A 13,243-nucleotide genomic window follows, 5' to 3' on the forward strand; every position below is an offset into this window, starting at 1 on the left:
GTTTTTGACTAAGATAGATAATTATCCAATGTCACATATAAATTAGCAGATCTCCTCCACTTTTTTGAGTGATGGACACTGATCTCATGACTGCTTAGATAAATTATTTACTGTCCATACTGCCGCTTCTACACGTGTCCGTAGTCCTGTTTTATTTAGAATATGCTTAACATGAACCTTTACCGTTGATTCTGCAATATCCAGTTTATTGGCAATCATTTTATTACTTAACCCTTCAGCTATCATTTGAATCACTTGTAGCTCTCTACTAGTCAGGTTACTTGCAATGTCCTCAATACGCGGTGTACGCAACGTTTGCGCCAATATAGAGGCAAGATTTGGGCTGATAACCAACTCTCCTCGCAACACTTTTCTAATATCAATAATAATCAGCTCAGGCTCCATATCTTTTAATAGATAGCCGTCGACACCTAATTTTAAAGCCTCTTGCACATCTTCGCCGCTATCAGAAACGGTAAACAGTACAGTCTTGATATTGATATTTCTTGCTTTAATTTCTCTCAAAGTCTCGATACCAGTGAGTACTGGCATTTTATGATCCAGTACCACCAAGTCCACTTCGTTATTTTCTAAAAAGGCCAATGCTTCTTGACCGTTACTGGCTTCACCAACGACTTTGACGTCGTTCTCAAGACTTAATAACTCAAATATGCCACGGCGTAGCATAGGATGATCATCCACTAATAACAGCCGAGCGGGAGACGTGCTGGTATAGACTTTAGTGCTCATAACATACTCACAAATTAAAAAAATGGTGCAAAATTTTAACTATTTAAACAAATTTTTTAAAACCAGATCTCAAAGCAACAATACTTAAAAGGACAAACCCGTCGCTTAAATCTGTTATTTCGTTAGATTATAGGTAAGCATCTGTATTACCGTCTTCATCAAAAAAATTGGGTTCAAATCTCACTGTGATAATAGTGCCACGTGGTTGGTTGTCCGTAACGATTAGTTCGCCACCGATGTTGTGTGCACGCTCTTTCATAATCATTAAACCGTGGTGCTGTGCTTGATCGACACTACCTATCATGCCAACCCCGTCATCAATGATACGCATCACAATATGTTTATCATCGTCCTCATAGCCAAGATGAATTTCTACGTTTTTTGCTTGAGCGTGCCGGCTGATATTCGACAGGCTTTCTCTGGCAATTTGAATCAAATCTATCTGTTCAGTAGCACTTAGATTGAGGGTCATAACGCTATTGTGCACCCCAATATTAAAATCCCCTTTTAAAGCAAATTCACTGGCGGCATCATGCAATGCTTCATCAAAGTTATCGTTATCAATCGTCAGGCGAAAAGTTACTAATAAATCTCTTAACTGCTGATAAGCTGACCCCAGCCCCACTTTTATTTGCTCAATATTTTGATAGACAGGCGATTCCACCGACTCGCTGTTAGCGTTTTTAAGATGTCTTTCTAGAACACTGACTTTTATTTTTAAATAAGACAATGACTGCGCTAAAGAATCATGCAACTCTCTAGCAATGGTTGAGCGCTCTTCTAATACAATAAGCTGATGCTCCTGTTGTCTTTGCTTGCGCAGCGATAATGCTGTACTGATTAAATTAGTTAGTGCCACGATTGACGCATCATTTTGCGACTCTAATTCAGTACTAGAAAATGGAAAAACACTATCCCCTTCTACCATCTTAATGCGCTGTGATGAGGTTACATTGCTTTTGTCATCATCAGATATAAAAGAATCATTCATCATTAGCATAGACTTTGGACTGACACGTAACTCACCAAACTCTTCTTGTTGATGAATAATAGGATAAGATCTGGTGGACTCCCTGTTTGTCGTCACGCAGTTATCACAGTTAAGCTTTTTGCACAGCTCTTTCATGTTTTCGCCATGCAAAACGATGGCATTTTTATTAGTGATATACTTATTTTTTATACACAACGTAAGTTCTAAATGTGGCAGCGTTTTACTAAAATCTGCCATCAACACATCAAGCCGATGTAAGCTGACTTGACTGGTCGTAATAGACTTTGAAAAATCATAAAACAGCGTTAGCACTTGATTGGCTTTTACTAGATGTTGGGTTTTTATCTGCACTTCACTCTCAAGCGAACGCTGATACGTTTCAATCGTACTTGCCATCTCATTAAAAGAGTTACCCAGCACTTCAAACTCTTTATAACCCATGATAGACACTCTAGTATCGTACTTGCCTTCTTTAAATCGGTTGTTGGCTTTAATCAATTGCTGGATAGGCATCAGCACTGATTGATGTAATCTGCACATGCCAATGAGCATAATAATAATGGTTAGTATCAACGAGAGTATTTGCAGGTTTTGCTGCCATGTCTGCCGCTGCTCGTTTCTGTACTGTAGCTCACTAACTAAGTGATTTACATCTTCAATATACTGGGCTGAGACGCTATAAAACCCTCGCTTGTCTTGGGCTAATAAAGCAGGCTTCAGGTCAGAAAACCATTGGGCTTTGATTTGACTTAGCTGATTGCTAATACGCGTATCTTTATTCGCACTCGTTAGCTGATAATCCTGTAGTTCTTCAAGGCGAATTTCCATATCCTCAACAAGGATACCTACCTTTTCGGAGGTGTTTTTATTAGAAAAATCTAATTTGCCTTGTGTTTCTGCCAGGCGATCGTTTTGATTATTTGAGCTACCTTGCCGAATACTTAGGCTTGAGCGAAAAGGATGATCATCCGCAAAACCAGTCGCTATCTCAAAGCTAATACGATACGTTGCCATTCGAATCGAACCTGCTGTATTAATAGCCTCGGCATCTGATTTTGCTATCCAAGCAAGTACCCCACTACCGACAGCTGACATAAAACATAAAACAAATATGATGAGGATAGTGAACCAAGCATGAAGAAACAAAGACTGTCGTCGTAGACTATACATAATTAATAGCATTCACCCATCAAAATTTAAATATAAAGAGGTTGAGATACAAGCCTGTCACGAATAAACCTGCCTGCAATGTACTCCTTTTAGTCATCAGTATACCACTATGTATTAATACTAATAATGGTGTTAACAAAGTACCGTAAGCTGTCATTTGTTATTAATCCATCAGATGAGGTACAGCGTTAATCCGTAATCGTAATAGCCATTTTTTCAACATTTGTAATAAAAGCGACTAAATACTGCAATTTTTATGGCTACTTCATTATATAAAAACACCAATTATAACTTAGCACAGACAATATTAAGTGAGGAATAGCATGGGCAATAATTACAACTTCAAAGGTGGTAAGCTCATCACTGACTGGCGTCCTGAGATAGAAGAGTTCTGGGAAGGTGGCGGCAAAAAAGTCGCCACTCGAAATTTGTGGATATCTATCCCATCTTTACTACTTGCATTCGCAGTATGGATGGTATGGAGCGCGGTCATCGTCCGCCTGCCAGAGATTGGTTTTGACTTTGATGCTGGACAACTTTTTTGGTTGGCGGCATTGCCAGGTCTATCAGGTGCGACACTGCGGATTTTTTACTCCTTTATGGTGCCTATTTTTGGTGGACGACGATGGACGGCGATCTCTACAGCATCATTATTAATCCCAGCACTATGGATGGGGTTTGCTGTCCAAAACCTTGATACACCGTTTATGATATTTGCCATTATCGCCCTACTTTGCGGCTTTGGTGGGGGTAACTTTGCGTCCTCCATGTCTAACATCTCTTTTTTCTATCCAAAGGCTGAACAGGGCACCGCGCTTGGGCTGAATGCAGGCCTAGGTAACCTGGGCGTATCTGTTATGCAGTTCGTCGTTCCTGTCATCATACTGGTTGCTGTATTTGGTAGTTTAGGCGGTGACCCACAGGTGTCAGACACTGGCCGATTGTTTTACCTACAAAACGCAGGTTTTATCTGGGTACCATTCATCTTACTATTTTCAACACTGGCTTGGTTTGGAATGAATGACATCTCTACTGCTAAAGCTTCTTTTAAAGACCAATCGATCATCTTTAAACGCAAACACAACTGGATAATGTGTATTCTTTATATGGCAACGTTTGGCTCATTTATTGGATTTTCAGCGGCTTTTCCAATGTTAATTAAAAACTCATTCCCAGCCATTGATGCACTCAAATTTGCCTTCTTAGGCCCCTTGGTCGGTGCCTTGTTTCGTCCATTAGGTGGCTGGATATCTGATAAAGTGGGCGGCGCGACAGTAACCCTTTGGAACTACGTAGTGATGGTATTGGCTGTTGTAGCCGTAATGTACTTCTTGCCGAGTGAGACTAGTGAAGGTAGCTTTGTTGGTTACTTTATCTCTTTTATGGTGCTCTTCATCACCACAGGTATCGGTAATGGCTCGACCTTTACCATGATTCCGGTTATTTTTAGAACTTTCCATGAGCGCCTTGTACCTCAGAAAGCTGGAACAGAAGATCTGTTCGTCGATATACGTAAAGAATCAGCCGCCGTGGTTGGTTTTACCTCGGCAGTAGCGGCATATGGTGCTTTTTTTGTCCCTAAAATGTTCGGTTCAGGACTGGGTATTGATGGCACCTTTATGACCTTAATCGTCTTTTATGTGCTCTGTATTGTCTTGACTTGGTGGTATTACAGCCGTCCTAATGCTGAGATTCCTTGCTAAAACGCAAGTTGTCAAAATAGTATTTTGAACTGACAATCACTCACCCTTTTAATCGTGCTACTTGCTGATGTAAGTAGCACTTTTTTTTCTTAAATTTTGCCCGTGGTTTTTAGCTTATCAATAAATGCTTAATAAATTTTTTAATGATATTTGATATTTATTTGCTACCACTAAGGTAGTAGTGCTGTGCTCATGTTAGATGATAGCAAGACAGTTACGGCTTACCTAAAATGACGCTATCGAAATAGCATTTATGGCTTATGTGCATACAGACACTAATACAGAACCAGCTTGCACTCAGCTCTAATACACCATAGGCAATAAAATAGAGGACAGCGAAATGAGCCATTTACTTGACCAATTCCGTTTTTTTAAACGCAAACAGAGCGAATTCTCCGATGGGCATGGCGAGACGCGCGATGAGTCTCGTGACTGGGAAGATGTGTATCGTAGCCGTTGGCAGTATGACAAAATTGTGCGCTCAACGCATGGGGTCAACTGTACCGGTTCTTGCTCATGGAAGATTTACGTCAAAAATGGTTTGGTCACGTGGGAGACGCAGCAAACCGACTATCCAGAAACCCGTCCAGACCTGCCCAATCATGAACCACGTGGCTGTCCTCGTGGTGCAAGTTATAGCTGGTATATGTACTCTGCTAATCGTGTGAAGTACCCTAAAGTTCGTAAACCTCTACTAAAATTATGGCGTGAAGCCAAAGCTCAGTACACTGATCCAGTAGATGCTTGGGGTAGTATCGTCCAAGACCCTATCAAAGCTGAACAGTACAAATCCAAGCGCGGTTTGGGTGGTTTTATTCGCTCAACGTGGAGCGAGGTCAATGAAATCATAGCTGCCAGTAACGTTTATACTGCCAAAACCTATGGCCCTGACCGTATCGTTGGCTTCTCCCCCATTCCTGCGATGTCGATGGTCAGTTATGCGGCGGGCAGTCGTTATTTATCTCTTATTGGCGGTGTCTGCCTGTCTTTTTATGACTGGTACTGTGATTTACCACCAGCCTCACCAATGGTTTGGGGTGAGCAAACAGACGTACCAGAATCAGCAGACTGGTACAACTCTGACTACATTATTGCTTGGGGCTCCAACGTTCCACAGACCCGGACACCTGATGCGCATTTCTTTACCGAAGTTCGTTATAAAGGTACCAAAACTGTCTCTATCACACCTGACTATGCTGAAATATCTAAATTAACCGACTTATGGCTAAACCCTAAACAAGGCACTGATGCAGCAGTGGCGCAAGCATTCTGTCATGTCATTATCAAAGAGTTTTATCTCAAACAGCCAAGTGATTATTTTTTAGACTACGCTAAGCGCTATACCGACTTACCTGTCTTAGTCATACTAGAAGGCGAAGAAGGCGTACGCCGTCCTGGCCGCTATCTGCGTGCTTCAGACTTAATAGACAATTTGGGTGAAGAAAATAACCCAGAATGGAAAACCATAGGACTCAACCATGATGGTGAATTGGTATCTCCACTTGGCTCTGTTGGTTACCGCTGGGGTGAAAAAGGCAAATGGAATCTTGAGCAAAAAAGTGGGGCCACAGGCGCTGATATTGACCTAACAGTCACCTTAAAAAACAGTACGGAGACCTGCAAGGTAGCCTTTGACTACTTTGGTCACGTTGATCACCCTCACTTCACCTCAGTACCAGGTGAGGCTGTACAGCATAAAACCATTCCTTGTAAAACCATCACACTTGCTGATGGATCTACAGCTATTGTCGCCACCGTGTTTGATTTAACCGTCGCCAATCTTGGCGTTGATAATGGCGTTGGCGGCGAGCATGTCACTGATGACTACAATGATGCCACTGTACCTGGCACTCCTGCTTGGCAAGAAGTTATCACAGGACTGAGCCGTGAGCGCGTCATTCAAGTTGCGCGTGAGTTCGCTGAAAACGCTCATAAAACTCATGGTAAATCTATGATTATTATCGGCGCTGGTATGAACCATTGGTATCATCTCGATATGAACTATCGCGGTGTGATCAACATGCTCATGCTTTGTGGTTGTATCGGTAAGTCTGGTGGTGGCTGGGCACATTATGTTGGGCAAGAAAAACTACGCCCTCAAACGGGTTGGTTGCCATTGGCGTTTGCTCTTGACTGGCATCGTCCACCACGTCATATGAATGGCACGAGTTTCTTCTACAATCACAGCTCACAGTGGCGTCATGAGACCATCTCTGCCCATGACATACTGTCGCCCCTCGTCGACAAAAAGTTTTTTCCTGAGCATATGCTGGACTACAACATTCAAGCAGAACGTGCCGGCTGGCTCCCCTCTGCACCGCAATTAAACCGCAACCCCCTAACTATCGCTGCCAAAGCCAAAGAAAGTGGCAAAGATGTAGAAGAATATGTCGTCGATTCTTTAGAAGATGGCAGCTTACGCTTTGCTTGTGAATCACCAGACAATCCTGCTAATTTTCCTCGTAACATGTTTATCTGGCGCTCAAATCTATTGGGCTCATCAGGTAAAGGTCACGAGTATATGCTCCATTATTTCTTGGGCACCAAAAATGGCCTCTTAAATGATGAAAATCCTGCTGGTCACTTGCAACCAAAAGAAGTGGACTGGGTAGAAAAAGGCCCGACGGGTAAATTAGATTTGGTGGTCACGCTAGACTTTCGTATGTCGTCTACTTGTCTGTATTCTGACATCGTCCTGCCAACCGCCACTTGGTATGAAAAAGATGATATGAATACTTCAGATATGCATCCATTCATTCACCCATTAACCGCTGCCACAGATCCTGCTTGGGAGTCTAAAACGGATTGGGAGATTTATAAAGGGATTGCCAAGAGCTTCTCAGAAGTATCAAAAGGTCATCTAGGTGTTGAGACTGACGTGGTCACGCTACCGATGCAACATGACACCCCAGGTGAATTGGCACAGCCGTTTGGTGGCACTGACTGGAAAACAGCTGGCGAAAAACCCATGCCCGGCAAAAACTGTCCCATGATTAAAGTCATTGAACGTGACTATCCGAACACTTATGCCAAATTTACCTCGCTTGGCCCTGCCCTAGAAAAACTAGGCAACGGCTCCAAGGGCTTGAATTGGGATATGAAAAAAGAAGTCAAGCAACTGGGTGACTTAAACCACCGCGTGACCGAGTCTGGCATCTCTGCAGGTCGACCACGTCTCAATACTGCCATTAATGCGTCTGAAATGATTTTGATGCTCGCCCCTGAAACCAATGGTCATGTTGCCGTTAAAGGTTGGAAAGCCTTATCTGAATTCACTGGTCGCGACCATACCCATCTTGCTACCTCTAGTGAACATGAAAAAATCCGCTTTAAAGACATCGTTGCACAACCGCGCAAAATTATTTCAAGCCCAACGTGGTCAGGTATCGAGTCTGACGAGGTGAGCTATAACGCAGGCTACACCAATGTTCATGAGCTGATACCTTGGCGCACCATCACCGGCCGTCAGCAGTTTTATCAAGATCACCCTTGGATGCAGGCGTTTGGTGAGCAAATGCAGCAGTATCGTCCACCTATCGATACTAAGACCACTGAATTGCTTAAAGACGCTAAACCCAACGGCAATAAAGAGATTGTACTGAACTTTTTAACACCGCATCAAAAATGGGGTATCCATAGTACCTACTCTGAAAATTTATTAATGTTGACGTTAAGCCGCGGTGGTCCTTGTGTTTGGCTATCAGAAGTCGATGCACAAAAAGCCGGCATCATCGATAACGACTGGATTGAGCTGTTCAATGCGAATGGGGCTATTACCGCCCGTGCCATTGTTAGTCAACGGGTTAAAGAAGGCATGACCATGATGTATCACGCACAAGAGAAACTGGTCAATATTCCTGGTTCTGAGCAAACAGGGACGCGTGGCGGTATCCACAACTCGGTGACGCGAACGATTTTAAAACCGACGCATATGATTGGTAGCTACGCCCAGCAGTCTTATGGCTTTAATTACTATGGCACCGTCGGGTGTAACCGTGATGAGTTTGTCGTGATTCGCAAGATGTCAAAAATCGACTGGTTAGAAGATAAGCCAGATAACGAATTACCTCGCCCATTACCAACCAGCATTGAAGGGTAAAGCCATCTCTTTTATCTAAAAGATATCGTTATTTTTAAGTTATCTTTTAGAAATAAAGCGCTGATTTTTCTATTAATATTTGGAGCACAGATCCATGAAAATTCGTTCACAAGTCGGCATGGTGCTTAACCTTGATAAATGTATCGGTTGTCACACCTGCTCAGTCACCTGCAAAAATGTTTGGACCAGCCGTGAAGGCATGGAGTACGCATGGTTTAACAACGTTGAATCCAAACCTGGTATTGGCTACCCCAAAGAGTGGGAAAACCAAACCAAATGGCGGGGCGGCTGGATACGTAACGCGAATGGCACGATCAATCCGCGCATTGGCGGTAAGTTCAGAGTATTGGCCAATATTTTCGCCAATCCTGACTTGCCAGAAATCGACGATTATTATGAACCGTTTGATTTTGATTATCAGCACTTGCATACCGCTCCTATTAGCAACCATCAGCCTATCGCCCGTCCGCGCTCAGCCATCACTGGTAAGCGTATGCAAAAGATTGAATGGGGTCCCAATTGGGAAGAAATTCTAGGCTCAGAATTTGAAAAACGTCGCAAAGATAAAAACTTCGACAATATTCAAGCAGATATTTATGGCGAGTACGAAAATACTTTTATGATGTATTTGCCGCGTCTGTGCGAGCATTGTTTGAATCCAACGTGTGTAGCGTCATGCCCTAGTGGTGCGATCTATAAGCGTGAAGAAGACGGCATCGTCCTCATTGATCAAGAAAAGTGTCGTGGCTGGCGCATGTGTATTTCAGGCTGCCCTTATAAAAAGATTTACTACAACTGGAAATCAGGGAAATCTGAAAAATGCATCTTCTGTTACCCCCGTATTGAAGCTGGTTTGCCAACGGTTTGCGCCGAAACGTGTGTCGGTCGTATCCGCTACTTGGGCGTCTTGCTCTATGACGCTGATAAAATTGCAGAAGCGGCAAGCACGCCTAATGAGCAAGACCTTTATCAAGCACAATTAGACGTGTTTTTAGACCCAAATGACCCTGTGGTTATTGCTCAAGCACTAAAAGACGGTGTGCCGCAGTCTGTCATTGATTCCGCTCAGCGCTCACCCGTTTATAAGCTGGCAATGGATTGGAAGCTTGCCCTACCGCTCCACCCTGAATACCGTACCTTGCCAATGGTATGGTACGTACCGCCATTATCACCCATTCAAAATGCCGCCGAAGCTGGCAAGGTGGGTATGGATGGACTGATTCCTGACGTAGATAGCTTGCGTATTCCGCTGCGTTATCTTGCCAATATGCTCACCGCAGGTGATGAAGAGCCAGTACGTTTGGCATTGAAGCGCCTGCTAGCCATGCGTAGCTACAAGCGTATGCAATTGGTTGAAAAACAAGAAGTGCAAAGTATCTTAGATGACGTTGGGCTCACCAAACTACAAGTGGAAGAGATGTACCGCTATCTTGCTATCGCTAACTACGAAGACCGCTTTGTTATCCCAACGGCCCATCGTGAAGAAGCGTTAAGTGATGCCTTCGCTGAGCGTAATGGCTGTGGCTTCACTTTTGGTGAAGGTTGCTCAGGACATTCGGACAATAGTATGTTCGGACAACGCAAAGCCAATCGCCGTGATTTCATCGACACCGTTCAAAAGTGGGAGTCTTAATATGCAAACTACTCAATTTGATAGCAACCATTCAGTACATAAGCTTATGACGCCGCCTCTCATTGGGAAATCGGACCTAAAGCTATTAAAGGTCTTAAGCTTACTCATAGACTATCCAAGCAATGAGCTGTTTTTGGGTGATACCTTTGCAGACTGCACAGAGATTGTCGCAAAATCCACCTTGATTAGCCCAGCAGTGCGTCAACAAATCATCGCCCTGATTGAAGATTTAATCGATACCGGATCGCTTGAGGCGCAAGCTCGTTATGATGGTCTTTTTGAGCGCGGTCGCTCTTTATCGCTTTGGTTGTTTGAGCATGTGCATGGGGAGTCTCGCGATCGCGGTCAAGCCATGGTCGATTTGATGAATCAGTATCAAGAAGCCGGTTTTGAGATTAGCGTGAAAGAGCTGCCAGATTACCTACCTTTATATTTAGAGTTCTTAGCTTATCAGGCAACCGTTATCGACGATGATATTCAGATTCGTATGGACATTGCCGACGTCAGCCACATCATTGCTTTGCTTGCTGCCAGACTTGAAGATCGTGGCAGTATTTATCAAGGCTGCTTTCATGCGCTATTACAGATCGCTGGCAAACCGCTCGATATGGTTGAAGAGTATCAAGAAAAAGTCAGCAAAGAACAACGCGATGACAGTTTTGAGGCATTAGACAAAGAGTGGGAAGAAGAAGTCGTTACTTTTTTGGATGCCCAACAAGAGGAACGCTGCCCCTCACAGACAAGTAGCCAAAATCTGGCGGCAAAATCTGGCGCTAGAACGGCTAATGCTGCAAAGACTGTCGATGCGCCTGTGCACTGGGTGGACTTTAAAATCGACCGACCGGTTAAACAATAATAAGGAGAAAGGACATGAATATTGCAGATCCTAGTATACCGTCTTTAGTCAATTTAAATTGGCTGCAAATATTCCTTTTTGGCGTTTATCCGTATGTGGCACTGACCATTGCTATTATTGGTACTTGGGTACGTTTTGACTTGTCTCAGTACTCATGGAAGGCCGGTTCAACGCAGATGTTAAGAACCAAGAATATGCGTCTTGCCAGTAATTTATTTCATGTGGGTATCATTGTGGTATTACTCGGGCATTTATTTGGTATGTTGACGCCGCATTTTCTTTATGATCGATTGATTAGCGTAGGTCACAAACAAATCTTAGCCGTCGTTGTCGGTGGTATTGCAGGGATTTTTTGCTGGATTGGATTGGTCATGCTCATGTGGCGACGTTTTACTGATGATCGTATCTCAAACACCTCATCGTTCTCAGACAAACTGGTACTGGTGCTGTTATTTATTCAGTTAAATCTTGGTCTGGCGTCTATCTTTACCTCTGTTCAGCATCTAGATGGCTTAACCATGCTGAACTTAGCGGGTTGGGCCCAAGACATTACTATCTTAAGACCTTGGCATGCCGCAGCGCGTATCGAACAGACGGGCCTGATTTATCAATTGCACATGGCGCTAGGTATCACACTTGTGATGATTTTCCCTTTCACTCGACTGATACATATCATTAGTGCTCCCATTTGGTACTTTGGTCGCCGCTATCAAATCGTTAGACAAAAGAGATCTCAGTAAGGCTATAGCGCAGTGTTTATATCACATGAGGTTTAAAACTCTCATGGTGTAAATGCTGCTTTTTTCTACATTCAATACTGAATCCAGACACCCTATATTTTAAACATATCTATTATAAACATTCATAGTGGAGTAAAAACCATGACTGTTAGTACTTACAATCCTGCCGACCATGCTACTCATAACCACGACGCTAATGCTGCTACTGCTGCCAACATAACCATGGATAATGGGGATGAGATCGTTCGGGTGATGCCAACGCTATCTGACCTAAAAAAACCGCATTCTGACCAAGCATTTATCGAAAAGGCGATGGCAGAAGAACGCAGCAACCACAAAAATCTGATTGCGTCTAGTCGTGATGAGCTGCCTTCTGTGTTGGTGAATGGAATAATGATAGATAGAACGGCGATAGCCCAAGAGCTACAGTATCACCCAGCAGAAAGTAAAGAAGACGCTGTCTTTTTAGCAACGCAGGCACTGGTCGTTAAAGAGTTACTCAGACTTGCCGTTTTGGATGAGCCATGCCTTGGCGAGTCTGCATGGTTGGATGATGAAGAGAAAGCCATCTCTATTTTAATAGACAAAAACGTACAGGCGAAGATTCCTGATATGGCAACGTGTGAACGTTATTATCAGCAAAACATCACTGACTTTATGACTGACCCTATTACGACAGTACGCCATATTTTACTAGCATGCTTACCTGAAGATGGTGATGAAAGATTAACGCTCAAAAAAACCGCTTACCAGTTTATTGAGCAAATCAAAAACAACTCTAACCCCGATGCTGAGTTCATTCAATTGGCACGCCAACACTCTGCCTGCCCTTCAAAAGAACAAGGCGGTGAACTGGGTATCATTAGTAAAGGACAAACCGTTCCAGAATTTGAAAAATCACTATTCAAACTAGAAACAGGACTTGCGTCTAGCCCTATTGAAAGCAGATACGGTTTTCATATTGTGAATATTTTAGACAAAGAGGCAGGGATACAAATGACTTATGAACAAGTCAGCCCAGCTATTCATAACAAGCTAAGCCAGCAAGCATTTCACCAATCATTATGCGATTACCTATTTACCTTAGCGAATGACGCCGTCATCGAAGGTATCGAAATGACCCTTGAACAAGATAATATCTTTCGCGGCTAGTCTATCAACTATCAACCATCGATTGCGTACTGCTGATAGTAGCCTACCATTGCTTAACATTAGAAGCGCGTAGTATCAAAAAATGAGTAACGAGTTATGATTACCATGGAAGCATTGCAGTCTGCCATCAAGCAGCGCATAGACACTTA

General features: G+C 43.2%; 8 protein-coding genes. 6 read left to right on the plus strand and 2 right to left on the minus strand.

Annotated features, from left to right (window positions below):
- Positions 1 to 84 precede the first annotated feature (84 nt).
- Both narL and JFC06_RS10870 read right to left on the minus strand, forming a co-directional pair.
- A complete protein-coding gene (narL, locus tag JFC06_RS10865) occupies positions 85 to 750 on the minus strand; it encodes a two-component system response regulator NarL (protein WP_193005166.1) in 666 nt (221 codons plus the stop codon).
- A gap of 127 nt (positions 751 to 877) precedes the next feature.
- Positions 878 to 2,836: a histidine kinase gene (locus JFC06_RS10870; protein ID WP_227670148.1), complete on the minus strand. Its 1,959-nt coding sequence runs from the start codon at positions 2,834 to 2,836 to the stop codon at positions 878 to 880.
- A gap of 398 nt (positions 2,837 to 3,234) precedes the next feature.
- On the opposite strand from JFC06_RS10870, the gene JFC06_RS10875 reads away from it, so the two are divergent.
- The 6 genes from JFC06_RS10875 to JFC06_RS10900 all read left to right on the plus strand — a co-directional run bounded on the left by JFC06_RS10875 (position 3,235) and on the right by JFC06_RS10900 (position 13,094).
- Positions 3,235 to 4,614 carry a NarK family nitrate/nitrite MFS transporter gene (locus tag JFC06_RS10875; RefSeq protein WP_198335057.1) on the plus strand — a complete coding sequence of 460 codons (1,380 nt, stop codon included), beginning with the start codon at positions 3,235 to 3,237 and terminating at the stop codon, positions 4,612 to 4,614.
- A gap of 340 nt (positions 4,615 to 4,954) precedes the next feature.
- On the plus strand, positions 4,955 to 8,713 hold the full coding sequence (locus JFC06_RS10880; RefSeq protein WP_198335058.1) for a nitrate reductase subunit alpha: 3,759 nt from the start codon (positions 4,955 to 4,957) through the stop codon (positions 8,711 to 8,713).
- Positions 8,714 to 8,807: 94 nt separating this feature from the next.
- On the plus strand, positions 8,808 to 10,346 hold the full coding sequence (gene narH, locus JFC06_RS10885; protein ID WP_198335059.1) for a nitrate reductase subunit beta: 1,539 nt from the start codon (positions 8,808 to 8,810) through the stop codon (positions 10,344 to 10,346).
- Between the two features lie 46 nt (positions 10,347 to 10,392).
- Positions 10,393 to 11,202 carry a nitrate reductase molybdenum cofactor assembly chaperone gene (gene narJ / locus JFC06_RS10890; protein ID WP_404815005.1) on the plus strand — a complete coding sequence of 270 codons (810 nt, stop codon included), beginning with the start codon at positions 10,393 to 10,395 and terminating at the stop codon, positions 11,200 to 11,202.
- 14 nt (positions 11,203 to 11,216) lie between these two features.
- Positions 11,217 to 11,942, plus strand: a complete 726-nt coding sequence (gene narI, locus JFC06_RS10895; RefSeq protein WP_198335060.1) for a respiratory nitrate reductase subunit gamma — start codon at positions 11,217 to 11,219, stop codon at positions 11,940 to 11,942.
- 141 nt (positions 11,943 to 12,083) lie between these two features.
- Positions 12,084 to 13,094 carry a peptidylprolyl isomerase gene (locus JFC06_RS10900; protein WP_198335061.1) on the plus strand — a complete coding sequence of 337 codons (1,011 nt, stop codon included), beginning with the start codon at positions 12,084 to 12,086 and terminating at the stop codon, positions 13,092 to 13,094.
- Positions 13,095 to 13,243 lie beyond the last annotated feature (149 nt).

Source organism: Psychrobacter namhaensis (assembly GCF_016107545.1).
In the GTDB taxonomy this organism is placed as follows: Bacteria; Pseudomonadota; Gammaproteobacteria; order Pseudomonadales; family Moraxellaceae; genus Psychrobacter; species Psychrobacter namhaensis.